Origin of the sequence: Paenibacillus sp. FSL R7-0345 (assembly GCF_038595055.1) — a bacterium.
Taxonomy (GTDB): Bacteria; Bacillota; Bacilli; order Paenibacillales; family Paenibacillaceae; genus Paenibacillus_AQ.
Window position 1 is genome coordinate 3,713,474 of sequence record NZ_CP152002.1, and the last position, 18,925, is coordinate 3,732,398.

General features: G+C 39.2%; 14 protein-coding genes. 7 read left to right on the forward strand and 7 right to left on the reverse strand.

Features of this window, described 5'->3' with window-relative positions:
* Positions 1-387 precede the first annotated feature (387 nt).
* Entirely contained in the window at positions 388-735 is a 348-nt protein-coding gene (locus NST84_RS15670; protein WP_342561117.1) for a hypothetical protein, read from the reverse strand.
* A 672-nt stretch (positions 736-1,407) separates the two neighbouring features.
* Here NST84_RS15670 and NST84_RS15675 point away from each other — a divergent pair.
* On the forward strand, positions 1,408-5,457 hold the full coding sequence (locus tag NST84_RS15675) for a hypothetical protein (protein WP_342561118.1): 4,050 nt from the start codon (positions 1,408-1,410) through the stop codon (positions 5,455-5,457).
* Between the two features lie 66 nt (positions 5,458-5,523).
* On the opposite strand, the gene NST84_RS15680 is transcribed toward NST84_RS15675, so the two are convergent.
* The 3 genes from NST84_RS15680 to NST84_RS15690 form a co-directional block, all read right to left on the reverse strand.
* Complete coding sequence (locus NST84_RS15680; RefSeq protein WP_342561119.1) at positions 5,524-5,745, reverse strand: hypothetical protein; 222 nt, start codon at positions 5,743-5,745, stop codon at positions 5,524-5,526.
* 203 nt (positions 5,746-5,948) lie between these two features.
* Positions 5,949-6,782 (reverse strand): Ku protein, encoded by an 834-nt coding sequence (locus tag NST84_RS15685; RefSeq protein ID WP_342561120.1) that lies wholly within the window; start codon positions 6,780-6,782, stop codon positions 5,949-5,951.
* A 105-nt stretch (positions 6,783-6,887) separates the two neighbouring features.
* The gene (locus NST84_RS15690) at positions 6,888-7,229 is read right to left on the reverse strand and encodes a helix-turn-helix transcriptional regulator (RefSeq protein WP_342561121.1); all 342 of its coding nucleotides are present in this window, start codon (positions 7,227-7,229) and stop codon (positions 6,888-6,890) included.
* A gap of 135 nt (positions 7,230-7,364) precedes the next feature.
* Here NST84_RS15690 and NST84_RS15695 point away from each other — a divergent pair, with 135 nt between their 5' ends.
* From NST84_RS15695 to NST84_RS15720, 6 genes are all read left to right on the forward strand, one after another.
* The gene (locus tag NST84_RS15695; RefSeq protein WP_342561122.1) at positions 7,365-7,766 is read left to right on the forward strand and encodes a hypothetical protein; all 402 of its coding nucleotides are present in this window, start codon (positions 7,365-7,367) and stop codon (positions 7,764-7,766) included.
* Between the two features lie 337 nt (positions 7,767-8,103).
* The gene (locus NST84_RS15700) at positions 8,104-8,793 is read left to right on the forward strand and encodes a Tn7 transposase TnsA N-terminal domain-containing protein (protein WP_342561123.1); all 690 of its coding nucleotides are present in this window, start codon (positions 8,104-8,106) and stop codon (positions 8,791-8,793) included.
* Positions 8,771-10,756 carry a hypothetical protein gene (locus NST84_RS15705; protein WP_342561124.1) on the forward strand — a complete coding sequence of 662 codons (1,986 nt, stop codon included), beginning with the start codon at positions 8,771-8,773 and terminating at the stop codon, positions 10,754-10,756. The genes NST84_RS15700 and NST84_RS15705 overlap by 23 nt, the downstream gene beginning before the upstream one ends.
* Before the next feature lie 16 nt (positions 10,757-10,772).
* Positions 10,773-11,741, forward strand: coding sequence for a TniB family NTP-binding protein (locus tag NST84_RS15710; protein WP_342561125.1), 969 nt, complete (start codon positions 10,773-10,775; stop codon positions 11,739-11,741).
* A 21-nt stretch (positions 11,742-11,762) separates the two neighbouring features.
* Entirely contained in the window at positions 11,763-13,250 is a 1,488-nt protein-coding gene (locus NST84_RS15715; RefSeq protein WP_342561126.1) for a hypothetical protein, read from the forward strand.
* Between the two features lie 110 nt (positions 13,251-13,360).
* A complete protein-coding gene (locus tag NST84_RS15720) occupies positions 13,361-14,842 on the forward strand; it encodes a hypothetical protein (protein WP_342561127.1) in 1,482 nt (493 codons plus the stop codon).
* Positions 14,843-15,498: 656 nt separating this feature from the next.
* Here NST84_RS15720 and NST84_RS15725 read toward each other — a convergent pair.
* From NST84_RS15725 to murI, 3 genes are all read right to left on the reverse strand, one after another.
* Complete coding sequence (locus tag NST84_RS15725; protein WP_342561128.1) at positions 15,499-16,770, reverse strand: BNR-4 repeat-containing protein; 1,272 nt, start codon at positions 16,768-16,770, stop codon at positions 15,499-15,501.
* Between the two features lie 413 nt (positions 16,771-17,183).
* Positions 17,184-17,834 (reverse strand): FusB/FusC family EF-G-binding protein, encoded by a 651-nt coding sequence (locus NST84_RS15730; RefSeq protein WP_342561129.1) that lies wholly within the window; start codon positions 17,832-17,834, stop codon positions 17,184-17,186.
* A 257-nt stretch (positions 17,835-18,091) separates the two neighbouring features.
* Entirely contained in the window at positions 18,092-18,868 is a 777-nt protein-coding gene (gene murI / locus NST84_RS15735) for a glutamate racemase (protein ID WP_342561130.1), read from the reverse strand.
* Positions 18,869-18,925: the final 57 nt, after the last annotated feature.

The following is an 18,925-nucleotide window of genomic DNA, read 5'->3' on the forward strand; positions in this document are numbered from 1 at the left end:
TTTTGAACAACGAAAGACCTTAAAAATACCAGCTATAATCTTAGTTGAAAATTGAATACAAATTAAAGATAGAGAGGTTAGGCATGCTTTATTAGCGATCAGGCTCTTTTTTCAAAACCAAATGCGTTCCAGAGAAAAGTCATGATTGAATTAACCGCGTTTACTCTATTAGTACTATTCAAACTTTCTATTAGGATTTCAGGACTTTGAAGATTATCATCATCCAGACTAATAGGTCCTCTACCATAAAGGTTAGGGTGCTTATTGTAACCTTTAATTCCGTTAACACCAATCAGACTAAAAAATATAAAAAAGGGCTCATTCAGTTTAATTTTTTCGTACGTAATCCAGTTTTGCTCCAATACGTCCGAAATGATTTCTTTAAAGTCAACAGAAAAAATTCAAAGGTACCCCATTGTCCATTTCTTCCGTAGTGGAATGAGTAAAGGCATAGTTGCTGACTTGCTCAATTATTCCGTTTAAGAATATCTGAGTATGTCCACCCATAACGAAAGAACCATAGTTATTGATCTTTTGAAATATAGTTCCGTGGGCATTAATCATAGGAGTATAAGATCTATTTGTATCTCCTACAATGGAATGATTTATTTCTTGCTTTAGAGTATGGATTGGATAAGCATTAGTTACTTCAAAAGCGGATAAAGGAACTGAGTGCATTATTAAGAAGGGCGTAGGTAGTTTAAAGCTATCTGTAGTTTTAATAATTCGGTTCATGCGGAATTTATCATATTTCTCAACATAATTATGGCGACCAAAAAATAATCTTTGAGTTCTGACGTTCCGATAGGAATCTTGTTTCCATTAGTACGAAGCATGTATTTATAATTATCTTTGACCATATGAGGAGCGTTCCAACTTCGTGGTCTACGAATAATAATAATATGTCGATTATTGTGAAGCTGAATAGTTCTTATACGAATCATATTATACTCCGGGTCTAATCCGCCGCACAAAGATTGACTAAGTCTTAAAACCTCCTTATCAGCGTTCTCTAATTGCACTCCAACCAATTGTCTAGGGCGGCCTTCGGTTTCTTCGATACCAATTATTAAATCACCGCCTTAAGAATTCGCAAAAGCTGCTATTTCTTCTTGAAGTTGTACGGGACGTGTTATTTCTCTTTTTTATTCCAAATGTTGGCCTTCTAATGTGTTTGTATTAATTAATAACTGTAAATCTTCTTCTGAAATCATATCTAAGTCTTTGTGAAAAATTGACATGATATTCCTCCTCTAATGAATTACAATTTAGATAGAGCGTTTAAAGATTCGTGGGTCTGAGAATTCTATTTTATACCAATTCGCTAGCTCTGAGAATAAATACTGTTGAAGACTCTTTGCATTCAATACTTATCACATAACTCTATAGACTGAAAGGAAGAGGGATTTGACTATTAGCAGCCACCCAGGTAAATATTTGCGTCAAACGATTATTCCCTCAGAAATATCTGATTTAGAAGCCGCCATAAGATTAGGAATAGATCAATCATTATTATCTTCTCTTCTTAATGGCGAATCATCTTTAACTCCAGATTTGGCAGTTCGCTTAGAGAACACTTTTGGCGCAAACAGTACGCTATTACTTGGGATGCAGGCCTCTTACGATCAACAGGAATGTCCGATAAATGAGAAGGTTAATAACATCTCGACATTTGTTCCCAATTTCCTGACAATCAAAGCAAGGCAAATAGAAGAATGGGCCGAGCGAAACCTAGAAGCCAGAAGTCTGCTTCCCGTACTCTTGAGAAAATTGGTGCACTCAACTGGCAAAGGACTCATCAAGGTCGATTTCCCGGGTTACGACAACTCGCAACGTAGGGGCTCCGATGGCTTCGTCCAAGCTAATGCTGCAACGCCTTGGATTCCTAGTGGTAATTCATATTGGGAGTTTGGGACCGATAAAGATCCATTGGTAAAAGCAAGGAAGGATTTTGATGCTCGGTTAGGTTCTATTGACTCTAATATAAGAAAACAAAGCACATATGTTTTTGTAACACCTCGAAATTGGCCCGCTTCAAAAAAGTGGGAGACAGAAAAAAATGCGGCTGGGGAGTGGAAACATGTCAGGGTATTTGATGCAAACGATCTTGAACAATGGTTAGAACACTCTGTGCTGGCGCAGATTTGGCTTGCGGAACAACTTAACCTAATGACTAGTGGTTATGAGACGTTGAATCAAGCATGGAGCCGCTGGGCAAATGCCAGCGATCCCCATCTTACCCCTGCATTATTTGCTCCTTCGATTGCTTTGCATCGAGACGCCTTTAAGAATTGGCTTGAAAAACCTAGCAATAATCCGTTTGTTATCACTGCTGATTCTCACATAGAGGCACTAGCTTTTTTGGCATGCTTATTTGATGATAAAGAACTGAGTACTTATAAGGATTTATCGGCGGTTTTCACTTCTCCAGATGCCCTAAAAGCCCTCGTTTCTTCAGCGTTAACATTTATACCAATCGTTTATTCTGACGCTGCAGAGTCAGAACTTATAGATACCTACCGCCGGCTTCATTGTATATTATACCGCCCTCGCAATGTCGTTGATATCAATCCTGATGTCAAACTTGACTTACTTAGTCATAAGACTTTCAAAGAAGCATTAACCTCAATGGGAATTACAGATAGCGATATTGATCGGTTGGGTAGGGAATCAGGACGATCACCAACGATTCTACGCCGGCGCCTTTCAAACAATGCTGCAATCCGAAAACCGGATTGGGCGCGTAATAATGACGTAGCTAAGTCACTTGTACCCATGGTATTAATCGGTGCGTGGCACTCTAATCCAGAGGGTGATCAAAGAATATTATCAAGTATAGCGGATCAAAGTTATGAAACAATTGAAGATGATTTAGCTTTATTGCTTAAGTTAGAGGATAGTCCGGTATGGTCAGCAGGTGAATATCGAGGTGTCGCTTCAAAACTTGACGCAATGTTTGCAATAGCCCATGTCATGACTGCTGCAGATCTTAATCGCTTCTTCATCGCTGCTGAATACGTATTAGTAGAGATAAATCCCGCCTTAGAGTTGCCTGAGAAAGATCGGTGGGCTGCCTCACTTTACAACAAAACACGCTCCCATTCAAGTGCACTGCGTACAGGCATCTGTGAAACCCTTGTCCTCTTATCAGTTCATGGAAATAATCTGTTTTATAGTCGACTAGGTCTTAATGTAGAGTATCAAGTTATCACATTAATCCGAAAGCTATTAACGCCACTGACATTAGAAAAGCTACTCTCGCATAGTGACGATCTTCCTCGTTATGCAGAGGCAGCTCCAGAAGAATTTATGCATATCGTAGAGATGGACTTAAAACACAGTGCCCCCGTTATAATTGACCTTCTCAAGCCTGTTGATACCAGCACATTTGGGGTTAGCCCCTCACGAACCGGACTTCTCTGGGGTTTGGAATCCCTTGCATGGAGCCCGAAAAATTTATGGCGTGTAGCGGCAATATTGGCTCAGCTCTCTAAGGTAAAAATAGAAGATAATTGGGTAAACAAACCCATAAATAGCCTACAGGCAATTTTCAGGTCTTGGATGCCCCAAACAGCCGCATCCGTGGAACAGAGGTTGAAGGTACTAGAAAATATTGCCAAACGTTTTCCGGATATAGGTTGGGAGATCTGCATCGACCAAATTGAACCCGGTTCCCTTATAGGAGGCTATAGCTATAAACCCAACTGGCGCGGTGATGCATCAGGTGCCGGGCAGGTTGTTACGCACAAAGAAAGATATACCTTTAACCGAAAAGCTTTGGATATTTTAATAGCTTGGCCATCTCATGACGAGGAGACACTCGGAGATCTGGTAAAATGTCTTCAAGGAATTCCCAAGGAAGATCAGAATAAAATTTGGGATCTAATTGATTCATGGGCAAAAAACACTAATGAAAATGCCAAAGCCATATTGCGTGAATACATACGACAATATGCTTTTACTCGAGTAAGCCGCAAGCGGAAGCTTAGTGAAATAGCACGTAATCGTGCTCGTCAATCTTACGATCTCCTTCAACCAAAAAATCCGATTATTCGTTATGCCTGGCTGTTTGCTGATCAATGGATACACGAATCAAATGATGAAATCGAAGATGAGAACTACGATTTTACCAAACATGAAGAGCAAATTAGCCGTTTGCGCCAGGAGGCTATCAAAGAAATTTGGAATGATTTTGGTTTTGAAGGAGTTAGACAGCTCATTATAGATAGTAATGCCTCTATCGTTATCGGACAATATGCAACATTCGTTGTCAAAGAAGTCCAAGAACAAAAAGAATTCATTAAGCAATTACTTTCACTAAACGAGGATTATCAAATAAAAGCCGATTGGAGCCTGAGAGGATTTTTGTTGGGGATAAAAGATGATATGCGCAATGAGTTACTACAACTTACAGCCGAAGAGTTATCTACTAATCATCGAGAGAGATTATTCCTAAATGCACCTTTTGAAAGATCGACTTGGTGCCTCCTGGAAGGAAATGAAGGACTTCATACAGCTTATTGGAAGAATGTTTTTCCCGCCTGGGGAAATCATCCTCCTGATGATTACAATGGTATCGTTGATTGTCTTTTGGCTGTACAGCGCCCTCGAGCCGCATTTCATGCTATCCATATGAATTTTAAATATATTGATACTTCTCGGCTTATGCGGCTACTGTATACCATAGGTAAGGTAGATAATGAACCAGTAGGTCCATATAGGTTAAGTGGCTACCATTTCTCTAAGGCATTAAGTTCTCTTGATGGACGATCAGAAGTTACTGTCGAAGAAATGGCGCGTTTAGAGTTTATGTTTATTGACATCCTCAGTGATAGTGAACACGGAATTCAGAATCTTGAACATTTAATTTCCACATCACCACTATTATTTGTTCAAGCTTTGATACTTTGCTTCAAAAGAAGAGGTGAAGGAGAGGATCCGAAAGAATGGGTAATTGAAGACTCGGCGCAGCGATCTTTACTTGCCTCAACTGCTTATCGCCTGCTCGAGCGGATAAAAATGATACCTGGCACTAACGAAGATGGTGAAATTGATGTTGTTGCATTAAAAGCATGGCTTGCCGAAGTTAGACGTCTATGTGGTGTTTATGGTCGTATTGAAATTGGAGAACAATACGTTGGACAATTGCTTTCAAGGGGACCTGAAAAACACGGATTATGGCCGTGCAAAGAAATATGTGAGGCGATGGAGGAGTTTTCATCTTCCGGGATTCGAACAGGCTTTCGTATAGGGATAATGAATTCTCGAGGTGTTGTATGGCGCGACGAAGGTGGAAAACAAGAACGAGAACTAGCCACAAAGTATCATGAATTGGCAGAACGTATATATTTTGACTATCCCTTTGTCGGGAGAGTTCTCGAAGATGTAGCTGAAGCATATGAACACGAAGCCAAATGGCAGGACACAGAAGCAGATGTTCTAAAAAGAATTGAGTAATAGTAATGCATATTAAGTGCCTTCTTATCAAAAAGAGAGCTCCTCAACCGAGGAGCTCTCTTCCGTTCACCCTAACTTTTCTTCACTATTCTGAGCAACTTGTCTTGGCTTTGGTTTGCTCTTACTCATCTTAACACTTTTCTGAAGCGCCTCCAGTAAGTCAATAACTACCTCAGCTTCTTGTGTTGGTTTAGAGATGATCTGTTGACCAGCGTTCTGATTCATCATCTTTAGAGCTTTGGCAGCCACAGAGGTTCCAACAGCTACAGAACCAACAATAGCCTTCAATTTAAGTCCTACGTATATTCTTTCATATAGTTATATTAGCATTATTATATAAAATAAATTAGAGTTTTGCTCGAACATTCAGTGGGGGACCATACAAAAGAAAAATTCGGAAAAGGTGATCGTATGGAGAAGTCTAATTGTGACATGATGTAGATAAGAACCACCTCATTGGATTCTTAACTACATCATTATTTTCCAAGTGACTATCCCAGTTTTTCATTAGGGGTACCGCGTTTACTTTCCTTCGGGGCTGACACCTTGTTTTTCCCTTTATTCATTCTGACACTCTCCTGAAGCGCCTCTAATAGATCAACAACAATATCTGATTCTTGCGTGGGCTTTAGTACAATGTTCTGGCCAGCAATTTTAGATTGAATAGCCGCTAGCAATCGTTCTTGCTCTGGATTGGTATATGAAGTTAAATCCGAGGTTCCTGTCAGCCCTTTGACGATTTGTAAGGCTAACTTCAATTGACTGGGATCTACAGAAATGTTGCTAGAGAGGTTTGGGACGTTCTCTACGGGCCGAATTTCATTCGCGTAGTGCATAGTGGCCAGTTGAATGCAAGTTCCATTTATCGGCTTCAGAATACATAATTTCGTGTTCGCACGAAACGTAAACTTGGCGATTGCGAGTCTCTTTGATGTCTCAAGAGCTTTGAGCAGTAAATAGTAGGCATTACTCCCAAGTTGATCAGGTCCGAGAAAATATACCTTCTGCGTAAACATTAAATCGAGTTGTTCTTCCTTTATGAAATCAATAATCCGTATCTGCTTGCTAGCGTCTTCTTGAATCTGATCGAGTTCCTCTTTTTCAAAGGTTACATATTGATTCGTATCCAGTGGGTAGCCTTTAATGAGTTCTGCAGACTCGACGGATCGTTGACAAGTTGGGCAATATCGCTGGTTTTTAATTGTACCATGGCAGCTTTTATGGAGTAGGTTGAAAGAGATTTCTTTCTCCTCTGTGGCGGCGTAAAGTTTCACCGGGATGTGAACTAATCCAAAACTGATAGCGCCTTTCCATATGGTATGCATGGGAACACCTCCTAAAGTTTATATTAAAAGTCATTCCCATATGAAACATAAATAAACCGCACCTCCAAGCAAAGGAGTGCGGTTTATTTATTACAGGTGTTCGGTTTATTTTTCAAAAAACTCATCTAGCATGAATTGGACCTTTCGAAGATCTCTTTTTTTTAAGGAAACTAAGGTTTGGAAGATTTGATTCAACAATTCGTCTTTTTCATTCAAAGCGGACTGTTGATATTTCGTATACATAAACAAATCCATAATCTGAACATCAAGAGCATCGGCGATTTTCAGTAGGTTCACTAATGTAATGTTTTTTTCTGCTCGTTCAACGCCACCAATATAGGAGAAATGAAAGCCGGCCTTTTCACCAAGCTCTTCTTGAGACCATCCTCTTTGCTTCCGAATATCACGGATGCGTTGTCCTATTTTTTGAATTACTGAAGTTTCCATGATTACACCTCTAAAACTAAGTGTAAACAATGGGGCAAGAGCGATACATGCTCATATAAATATCAATGAAGGTAATTAATATTTATACGTATCATTTAGTGGTAAATGGAAATACTATATTATGAGGTGATAGGATTGGAAAATACAGAGAACTCATTGATTTTAGGATTTGCTTCAGTTACACCATCTGGCTTGAAATTCGAAAACGTATTTTACACAAACGAAATGATGATAAAGCATGGATGGTTTGAGTTAGCACAGAGAGATGAGGGGTGGCAGATACCAATTCTCTACGATAGTAAGGATTTATCCAGAATAATGTTACTTGATATCGACTCTACAAGAAGTGCATATCCAATTGAAGATGCAAGCCAAAAAATTGACTCTGAGATGAGAGAACTCTATTTTTCAGCTATAGCGTCTTTGAAAGTACAATTGAGACATAACAAAACAAATGAAAGACATTTTAGGGTAGTAGATCGTGGACAGAAACCTCAAGTGAAGTGGCAATCTGATAAAGATAATGGATTCGAATAAGGTGACGTCCGGCTTCAATATTGGTTATAGAAGGTCTTGAAATATGGACACGTGTTGCTAGCTCTTCTTGAGTCATACCTCGTTCTTCCCTTTTACTCTTAATAAGTTGCCCAATGATTTTATAATACATGAATTCACTCATGATAATACTCCTCTCTTAATCTATTAAGAATAGTATTACCAATAAGAGAGGGATTTAGTATTTTTGAAGTCAATACTAAAAATGTTGTTTAAAATCTGAACATTCGGAAATAAAGAATGCCAAGAAGTAATGAAAGAGTCGTCAGAAATTCGAATTGTTTATTTTTCGAAACAAGAGAGCGGATGTGATTCTTGTATGGATAACACCTTGATTCCATATACTCCAATCGTAATGCCAAGAAGCAAGAGATACGGTAACAATTACTGGGGTATGATGGGGCCAAAAGTTAACTACCGGGATGTTATCTTATATAGTGACTTAGAATATGATCATTGGGTGACCGTTGAAACAGATGCTAAGGTAAAAACATATTGTGAACAACCACTGGAGATTACTTATACTTTGAATGGAAAACGGAATCGAACCATTTTTGATATGTTCCTTTATGAAAATGAGTCTGAGATTTTTGTGGAAGTTAAATATGAGAAAGAACTTCATCCGAGTAACCGAAATTACGACCGTGTCATGAGGCAACTTGAAGCACAAAAAGAATGGTGTAGGCTTAATGGAAAACTTCATGAAGTGAGGACAGAAAAAGCCATTCGCATAGGTAGGTATTCCATTGAAAACAGAATCAAAATATTAGCTAGTGTAATTAATCACAGACATCCGATGTTTATTGAAGAAGTATCGAGATCTCTTAACTACACAAAAAGAACTATGAAAGAGATTTGCTATGAATTATCTGATACATGTAGTCCATATGAGGTTTTTCTTTCTTGTCATTGGTTGTACTACAAAGGGATAATCACTGCCGATATTGATTCAAAGATTTGGAACTATGAGATGGAGGTCTGGAAACTTGAGCAGATGTCGATTATTTGAGAATGACGGTTATTTGCAGGAACAAATCAATCCAGATCTTTGGCCAACTGTAGATGATTCCAGATTATCTGAAATGGAAAAGAACAGGTACTTGAATCGAAGAGAAGCTATCGTTATGTATTTTAAGCGAGTGGATATGAAAGAGATTCAACGATCTACCCAAATAAGTCCTCAGAATTTAAGAAGATTAGTAAAAAGATGCATAGAACTAGATGAAAATGGGGTCGTATGGGGATTTCGTGCATTGATTCCGTATAAAAAAGTGAAGTCATATAGGCTTGATGTGCTAAAGAAAGACCGAAATGAATCGAGAAAAACAGGAGAATTCAATCTGCTGTTAGAGACACACCCTGATATAAAAGAATTAATTACAGAGTTATTTTTGGGAACCCATCGTCGAACACTTGAACCTGCTATGAAACCTCTGAATATACACAAAAAATTTATTGATCAATGCCGGAATAAGGGAATTCCTTTAACGCAATATCCTTTTAATACTAAAAACATGGGTAGAAAAGCTTTACAACGTTTCCTAAATCGCCTTGGATATATTCACTTTGGTAAGCAAAATAGACGCTATGGACAAGAGGCACAAACTCGTGCCAAACATACCGGAGAAGGTGAACAAAATCATCCTTCGACTTTACACCCTTTCCAGAGAGTACAATTTGATGCTCATCGCATAGATGGTTTTTTCATTGTTGATTTAATAACTCCAGAAGGTGATTTAGTATCAGTAACTCTAGATCGATTTTGGATACTTACATTAATTGATGTAGCCACTCGTAATGTTTTGGGGTATTCGATAAGTTTAAGTAAAGAGTACAGTGCGAGTGATGTTATGGTATGTTTCCGCAATTCGGTCATCCCTCATGAAAAAGTACAAATCACAATTGATGGAATGAAATACTCAGATGTTGGTGGATTCCCATCCGAAGTTTACCCACAGTATACTTCCTGGGCTGTGTGGGATGTGATTTGTTTTGATAACGCTAAGTCTCATCTTGCAAATTTGGTGAAGGAGCGTTTAAAGAATCTGATTGGCTGCGCTACTAATCTTGGACCGGTTGCACTCCCGATGAGAAGAGGAATTATTGAGCGTTTTTTTAAAACACTTGAGGAGACAGGCTTTCACCGGCTGCCGAACACAACTGGAAGCAATCCTGATGATCCAAGAAGAAAGAACCCTGAGAAGAATGCAATTAGATACCATATGACATTTGAACATTTGAAACAGTTGATTGATGTTATGATTTCTGATTACAATGGGACGCCACATGGAGGGATTTATCACCAATCCCCACTAGAATTACTTGGTAAACGTTTGAACAATGGTTTACTCCCAAGACATTTAGAAGAAGAGAAACGTTCAGAGGTGCTTTTTATGCAAACTGTTATTACCCGGACCGTGCGCGGATCTCAGACATCTGGTAAAAAGCCCTATATCCAGTATGAAGGTGTTGAATATCGAAGTGATAAACTGGCCCATTCAGCACATTTGATTAACAAGGAGCTTCGTCTCCATGTTAATGTCGATGACCTACGTACAGTTAAAGCTTATCTGGAAGATGGTAGTGAGTTTGACTATCTAACAGCTGCAGGGAAGTGGTCATTAACACCCCATTCCTTACAAACTAGAAAGGCTATAAACTCTTTGGTTCAGCGTAAAATCATTTATTATACAACATGGGACGATCCAGTATTCATTTACACGGATTATTTGATGAAAAATGCAACACAAGGAAAACGAGGAGCCGCCAATAAAGTAACACAGGTAAGAGAGGCTTCTAATAAAAATAGGAAACGCGTTAATGAGTCTGCAGAACAAACCAAAGTACTTCAAGAAGCAGAAGAACGCAATGATGCACTAGAAAGGGCTAGACAAATCTCAAAGCAACAACAAGAGAATGTCGAATATGAGATCTATGAAGAATTATTAAAAGTATATAAAACAAAAATTTGATTAAGGAGCTTTATGGATGGATAAACCACATGTCCAGATAGGAACACACCCAATCGAACAGGGACACTATCTTATACCCACTAAAGAAGTCCTTAGATTAATGGGAAGTATCACTAAAATCGTTAACAATCGTTTACCAGGTATGATTGTGTACGGAAGACCTCGTATTGGAAAGACATCAGCATTAAAATTTGCTATTGAACATCTACCAACGGATCTTGGAGCCCCTTTACCCATTTTGATTGCAAATAGTAATTCTTATCGAGTCCCCAGTGAAGAAAAATTCTTTCTGGATCTTCTAAATGATTTTAATTTCCCGTTTCCTGCAAAGAGGAAACCCGCGGAGATGCGCCGGCAAATTGTTAACTTAATGCTTGAAAAAGCGGAAAAGTCAAGATTGCGTCGAATCATTCTAATTATGGATGAGGCTCATCGATTAACTGAATATCATTATAACTGGCTTATGGATATTTATAATGAATTGGACAGGAAGAAAATAAGTATGTCTGTTATTTCTGTCGGGCAAGAGGAGCTACTATCTCGTCGTACTTTTTTTCTGGAACAAAAGAAATCTCAGATTATCGGACGTTTCATGACCCATGAACATCATTTTTATGGAATTCGTACGATAGAAGAAATGAAGTTAATTTTAAAATGTTATGATGATGAGGAAATTTCATCCTATCCAGTTGATAGTGGATGGAGCTTTAGCCGATTTTTCTTTCCTGAAGGATATAGTAAAGGGGAAAGATTAGAAAAAGATGCAAAGACCATTTTCAGTCTATTTAGTGAGTTACGTAAAGAGCATGGAGTTTCGGCTGATTTTGAAATACCCATGGAGTATTTCGCCTTCAGCATAGAGAATGCCTTGAAGAAAAATGGGTCTCATGGAAATCAACACTTTTGGTTAACAAGCGCATTGTGGAAAGAAGCAATAGAAATGTCGGGGTATGTTGAGTCAGAAATTTATATGGCTTTAGTATAAGTGTGTAAAGGAGGTGTAAATATGAATGCTATTTGGAGAAAAGAGTGGGTAAATGAATTTGAATCTCCGTGGTCATTATTTGAAAAACTCTCTCTAGCTAATGTAGTAAACCGAGATGATATATTAAAGATTCTCGGCAGTAAAGATGTAAAAGCGATAAAGGGTAATATGATTGGCAACATTCGGAGAGAGTTTTTTGATTTAAGCGGTTTTGATGAGGAATTGTTAACGGAAGTATTTAATTACGAGTTTGTTGAAAAAGTTAAATCTTCAATAGAGAAGATAATATCTCCATTGGATTATTTTGGACATTCTAATTCGTCCTCATGGTTTTTTCCCCAACTAAGATGGTGTAACGAATGCCTGAGTGTTGGACACCATAGTTGGCTTCATCAATTTCGATTAATAGATAAATGCCCATATCATAATTGTCCATTGTTTGAGTCCTGCCCTCAATGTAAAACTATATTTCCATTTCTTTTATCAAATGAACGAATGGAGGAAGCATTTACATGCAAGTGTGGTTACAAATTAGTTGATTTTTCTAATGAATTATGGAACAACTGGAATACTCAAATAAGGATCAATGACATATCAGTAATCAATTGGTTGTCAAAAAGCAGAAGTGAGGAGAGTCGATATTTATTTTTGCCTGATCAATGTAACATCAATTTAGTAACTGAATCCTCTCCTAAAATAGCAACAGAACATTTTTCTTATGATAAAAACTTGATAAAATTAGACGATTTAAGCTACCACTCACATTTCAACAAAGAACTATATTCACGTAACATAAACATTTTTCATACTGTTGATCGTTACATAAGAAAGAAGCTTTTGAAAAATCACAAACATTGCATACATCAATTTTGGAATCTATTAAAAAACGAAGATGAGGAATTCCCCACAATATGCCCATATGCATACGCCTACGTTAACTGGAGAAAGACACTTCTAAAACTAGAATATTTCCACCGTAAAAATACAAGAGGCGATGATATTTCTAGAACTAAGATGAGTGGATTTGAACTGGCTACAGATTTTATTACTAATGAGATCAAAACATTATTTGAGGAATTCATCACACAAAGTGAGAAAAAGCGAGGGATAAATAAAGATGCATTGTTTTGGATTCACGATCAATGGACGTTGCGATTTGGAATTAAGTTATTTTATGCCTGGCTGAACTGTGCCGAAAACGTTTTGAAGCGCGAAAAGAGAGTGAATTGGAACGATGTTCAACAAATAGTTTCATCAGTACAAACAAAACTTGCATTTAAATATACAACAAACCAATTCAAAAAATCAGAGAGAACACTCACATTAGAGTTATATGTTAGTCCAGAAGTAATGGTATATCCTAAGTATAACTGCCCAAATAATACAATGAAAAAGAGAAAAAATATCTCAAGGATGAAGCCATTTACTCCATTAGATGTAGCAATAAATTACAAGGGTAGTGATCTAAAAAACTATGTTGATGCATATGTGAAAAAATACAATTTCTAAAAATCACAAATATTTTTTACAATTGAAAATGCATTGAAATTAATGGAGCACACATACTACTGGATAAACAGAACGCAGTGCTTAAAGTTTGGGAGTAGGTGGATAGATAAATGCAAGCAATTTGGAGAAAAGAGTGGATTCATGAATTCGAAACTCCTTGGTCAATATTCGAAAAATTGTCTTTGGTAAATCGGATAAATAGAAATGACATATTTTCATTTCTTGGTAATGATAACGTAAAAAAATTACAAAAGCATTCCATGGGAGATACTAGAAGAGAATTATTTTATCTCAGCGGTTTTAATGAAACAACTCTAAAGTTGATATTTGGCATAGATATTGTGAAATTTACAAAAAAAACAATTTGGTCACTAGCTGAGCCATTAGCCAAACATAAGTATCCGATCGAATCTTGGTTTTATCAAAACTTACGTTGGTGTAAACGTTGTATCTCAAATGGATATCATAGTTGGCTACATCAATTTAAACTATTGCAGAAATGCTCATTTCATAACTGTGATTTAATAGATGCATGCCCTAAATGTAACCGGAAAATTCCTTTTCTTTTATCAAACAAACAGATGGGAGAACCATTTACTTGTAAATGTTCATATAGAATGGGAGACTTTAACGAATCACTTTGGTCTAAGTGGAATAGAAAAAGCCAAATTATCGATGAAGCTACTTTACTCTGGCTTTCGAGTAAAATTCATCTTGATGATAGATACCTTTTAGTCCCAGAAATGAGTAATATAAATCTATTGGTTAAACCAATCTCATTTTTTTTAAAAGTACGTGCCCATCAAGATGAAAAGCTTGTCTCGATAGATGATTTTTATTTTGAAAAGAATATTAGTAAATATCTATACAGGAAAAATGCTGCTTCCTTTCATACACTTGATCGATACATTCGTAAAAAACTAATTAATCATCATTACCAATGTATTAGACAGTTTGAACAACTTTTAAAGAATGAAAATGATGAGTTTCCTGAAATCTGTCCAATTGCTTATGCATACGTGAATTGGAAAAAGGGTGTTTTAAAAAAGGAACACTTTTATAGAGATACTATGAGAAATAAGATCCCTTTAATTAGTGGCCGATATGGGTATGAATTATTAACGGCTTCGATAACCGAAGAATTAAAGAACATATTAGTGGGATTTATAATGAAAGAGGAGAAGGGAGTTAACATAAAACTCTTAGAATGGATTCAAGAACAATGCACCTATCACTTTTGCTTGAACTATTTTTTTAACTGTTTATTATTTTCCAGTTGCATTCTAAAACAAAGAAAGAAAACGCTTAGTTGGGATAAAATACTCAAAAAGACAAAAGAAGAGTTTAAACTAGTAGTCAGATATACCGAAAAACAGGCAGTTGGTCGACTGAAAAATATTCTGACATTAGAAATCATTACGGAAAATAGAAAAAGTAGCTATTTCACAGGAAATATATGTCCTAACAATAGCACAAGGAAAAAAAGAGCCATTTCTAAGATGGAATCGTTCATTCCACTAGAACTGGCTATTGACGGTACAAAAAGAAAACAAATAAATTATGTGAAAGCATATATTAATAAGCATGATTAGATCCAAGTTATATAAAGTCCCAGTAAAACAACCGATTTGTCACGGTTGTTTTTTTCAGTATATAGGATTTCCTCTGCAAGTGTTTTTACAAAGAGGGGCTTGCTTACGACAATAGATACATGTTCTTGTCCTTTAACGATATATGTTCTTGTCCTCCGACACTAGAGATGGCTTGGGATAAAAGTTGAAGAGCCCCAAACTTAATCTATATACATATGTACAAAATACTGGTTTTGTGAGGAAGTGCTAAGTAAATAAACCGGAGTAGCTTGGATTACGCATGATTTATTGGATTACGCATGGTTTAATCGTGTTTCGGCTAAAACCTGGTATTAGTTAATTGTATGTTCTTTGCTGCAGGTTATCTAAATTCAGATCAATTTAATCTGACCTGTAACAACTCATCAGTTTATTAGTCTGATCTGGCCAATCAGATTAATCCTGTACTAAAGCATTTGCTTTGATACTTTAATGAATCTCCTTAAACAAAATGATTAATTTTTTCACACCATGATCTCACTTACTTAGCTTTTTTAGCTTATCCAACACAAAAATCCTCCTCACAAAAGAACTTTTCCGGCCACTCCTGTTCTCAAATCCATTTTAAAAAGAAGGCGCCTTCCGCAAAAGCCGTAAAGGCACCTCCCTTATATTATTTACTGGTTACGCCCGTAATACAGCTTCAGATTCGTTACATCCACCAGATACAAAATATCTATGCCCTTGGGACTGCGGTCCACGGCCAGCCGCTCAATCGGGGTGCCCGGCGCAAGCGAGGTTTCCGTCCAGGTTCCGGCTGTATTAACGGCCATGAAGGCGCGGTCAGCACCGCTGCTTTTTACATAGTAGATTCTCGCAGCGCTCCCCGCCCAAGTCACATCTATAGCTGCATTAGTCGGCGCCGTGTTATAGACAGTCTGCAGGTTCCAGCCGGAAGCTTCGTAAGTCGCCAGTTTGACCGCAAAGCTTGTACTCCCCTCTTCACGATAACGGTAAGCGATAACCGGACGGTTGGCAGAATCCACGGTCATTTTTGCGCTTTGCACGCCTGGGCCTCCGGGATCACTACCGCTCTGCACGTAAGCTTCTCCAGGAGCCATTGGCTGCACAATATCCGCTGTTGTCAGGCTAACTGGTGTAGCAACCGGCGTTCCGTCTGCTTTGGTAAATTCGTTGGTAGCAGGACTATATTTCAGATACGACAGCTGGTGACGCAGCGGGCTGGCTGCAAAATACGCCCATTCAAACAGAATATGCAGATCTCCGTTAGAATCAAATACCAGATCATCCGGATAGACAGACCGGTTAAGATGAGCCGCAATGATTTTCACCTGAGTCCACACCGAATCAGCATTGTTCCAGCGGAACAGAACGGCCTCTCTTTTACCTGCCGGATCTTTATCTGCACGTACCAGCAAATACAAATCCCCGTTGGGAGCCGTCGTCAGCACCGGATACGTTACCGTCATACCCTGTGGCAGCTCGTCTGAGTGGTTCTGCGGTATTCCTCCTACTGTATCTGAACGGTAATACCGCCAGGTATTGCTGTGCATGGAGGCGAACACATGAAACCGGCCGCTCCCGTCTCTGGCCATGGAAGGCTGATTATGACCAAGATCGTCAAGGTACTCTGCAGGTGTAGTCCCGTCCATAAGCGGCAGCTTGCTCCAATTCCCGTCATTATCCCGTCTGGCAATAGCAACTGTGTGTTTACCCGGAATGGACCCCGGCGCATTATAAGCCATGTAAGCGTACTCAAAACCAAGCCCGTAGGTAGCAAGCGGTGACCACCATCCGGCCTGATTACTGGAATCCATCGGAAAAGGAACCACCTCCAGCACTGGTGCTGCAGTTCCCGCTCCCGCCGGCATCAGAGTCAGCATGGCCATAACAAAAATAGTTAGCTTCCATTTTCTCAGCTTGTTCAACTATTCCGCCTCCTTCATATGTTTACTGCAAGCTAAAAATAGCATGCCGCGTATAAAAAGGTTACTGTACATTTGCAAGATTGCTGTACGTACAGGAGATTTACAGCAAAAAAAGAAAGCCCGAAACCCGGACTTTCCCGAAATGGAACATATGTTCCCGATAGTAAAAAACGCCACTTTTGACCAACGACATACAAAACCGCTAAAATACCCGCTATTTTCTCTTTGAATTATGCTTAAAAAGGTAAATATACCCATTCTAGCGAGTTACATACACCTGGAAAGTGGACTTTTTCAAGTCACGGAACATATGTTCTCAGAAGAATAAACTGCCACTATTCTCCCCTCGACCCAGCCATATAACGCAAACAAAAAGACGGCTGCCCTTAGCGGGCAGCCGTCTTTTCATATCATCAGGATTTTCGCACAGACAGAATGAACTTCTCGAGCGCCTCTGTACTCGTGATGCTGTGATTGCACGCATGATTGTCCATACAGACATACTGGCCAACAGAAGCAATGTTATCTTGTGAGGCATGTACAGGCTTGGTTGACACCGAGAGGAATGCCAGCTCCTGATGCCGGTTGCAGAACAGGCAGTACCCCTTTTTATTCGTTGGGATCAGCCTTCCTTCAATTCCGATAAACTGTCCCTCATGAGGATAGACAATAAACAGCTTATTGGCAGCTATATCTACCCAGCTCAGATAGGTGACGTACCTGAAATCAATTGTACTCAGATCCGGCACCCTCAGCTTCTTGGTCTTGGGAAACAGCTTTTGAATCTGCTTCAGCGTAATGCCGGGATATGGAACCATGAGCGGCTCCAGACTATCAATGAATCTCTGAAAATCATAACCCGACTCAAACACCGAAATCTGCTCCAGCATCTTCTGCTGCTCCATACTAAGTCCTGCAAAAGCCTCCACAACCGTTACAGCCGCACGATACCTCACGGTCTCCAGCACTCTCCGGTCTGCGACCGTCCGCAAGGTGTTCTGCACGAATTCCGTTTGTTTCTTAATCACATTCAATTGATGGTTTCTAATAAATGGTGTATTCATAGGTTTTCGCCCCTTAGATATGATAGTTAAGCTCATACCGGTGCAAAGCCTATTATTAGAAACGATAAAATCCAGTTGGGCGAATGAATTCCTTATTCTATCGTACCCCACGCAAAGTATCGCCCCTGATTAGGCTCTGCATGAGGACAGCCTAGCCAATGAGCAGTTAAGAAGTGCCATCAGTACAACCCCCAATCCAATTCACATGCGAAAAGTATAGCAGGATTAGGCAGATTGCTCAATTCATTTTCCCGGTGTTACAATTCATCCAGCATCCGCAGCAGCTGCCCGTAACGTTCCAGCGTAGCAGTATCTTCTACTCTAATTCCCGAATTATAAAAAGCGATATGTCCGCTTCCGCTCTCCAGCAGCTGATCACACTCCAGGATCCGCTTCAGATTATTGGCCGTTCCGATACTGCCTGAGATAAAGTCCGTACCTTGCGGGAAAAGCTCTTTGATAACGTTAGTAAAGTAAGGGAAATGCGTGCAGCCAAGCACAACCGTTCCGTACTGGCACAGATCGAAGCGGGATAACTCCTGCTGCAGATAGCTTTTGACCAGCTCATCCTTAAACTCATGCTGCTCGGCGAACGTAACCAGACCTGGAAGCGCCAGACTGTCGACGATATCCCGGTGGTCAAGCCGCTTGACCAGGTTAGTGAACTTTTCTTCCTTCAGCGTCAGATTCGTGGCCAGGACGAGCACCTTTTTGCGGTGAATCTCCCATTTCTGCACAGCCGGCTTTACGGCCGGTTCAATCCCGAGAATCGGAAAATCATACCGTTCACGCAACTCCTCGATAGCGACACTGGTAGCTGTATTACAAGCAATGACTATTGCTTTTACCTGCTGCTCCGCAATAAACTGCACAGCCTGAAAAATATATTGTTTCACTTCTTCTTTTGTTTTCTCTCCGTAGGGCACATTCTTCGTATCCGCATAGAACAGGTAATCTTCATTTGGCAGAAGCTTCAGGGCCTGGTGCAGCACCGTAATTCCGCCGATTCCGGAGTCAAAAAAACCAATCCGCATAATTTCACTCTTTTCGTGCTTGATAATTGCCTATCTATTTTAACACAAGACCTTCTG

What these genes read in the sequence shown, in the direction of transcription:
- NST84_RS15690 (WP_342561121.1), bottom strand. Translation starts at nt 7,229, where the DNA reads ATGGAAACTTCAGTAATTCAAAAAATAGGACAACGCATCCGTGATATT.
- NST84_RS15720 (WP_342561127.1), top strand. Translation starts at nt 13,361, where the DNA reads ATGCAAGCAATTTGGAGAAAAGAGTGGATTCATGAATTCGAAACTCCT.
- murI (WP_342561130.1), bottom strand. Translation starts at nt 18,868, where the DNA reads ATGCGGATTGGTTTTTTTGACTCCGGAATCGGCGGAATTACGGTGCTG.
- NST84_RS15710 (WP_342561125.1), top strand. Translation starts at nt 10,773, where the DNA reads ATGGATAAACCACATGTCCAGATAGGAACACACCCAATCGAACAGGGA.
- NST84_RS15715 (WP_342561126.1), top strand. Translation starts at nt 11,763, where the DNA reads ATGAATGCTATTTGGAGAAAAGAGTGGGTAAATGAATTTGAATCTCCG.
- NST84_RS15685 (WP_342561120.1), bottom strand. Translation starts at nt 6,782, where the DNA reads ATGCATACCATATGGAAAGGCGCTATCAGTTTTGGATTAGTTCACATC.
- NST84_RS15670 (WP_342561117.1), bottom strand. Translation starts at nt 735, where the DNA reads ATGAACCGAATTATTAAAACTACAGATAGCTTTAAACTACCTACGCCC.
- NST84_RS15730 (WP_342561129.1), bottom strand. Translation starts at nt 17,834, where the DNA reads ATGAATACACCATTTATTAGAAACCATCAATTGAATGTGATTAAGAAA.
- NST84_RS15700 (WP_342561123.1), top strand. Translation starts at nt 8,104, where the DNA reads ATGGATAACACCTTGATTCCATATACTCCAATCGTAATGCCAAGAAGC.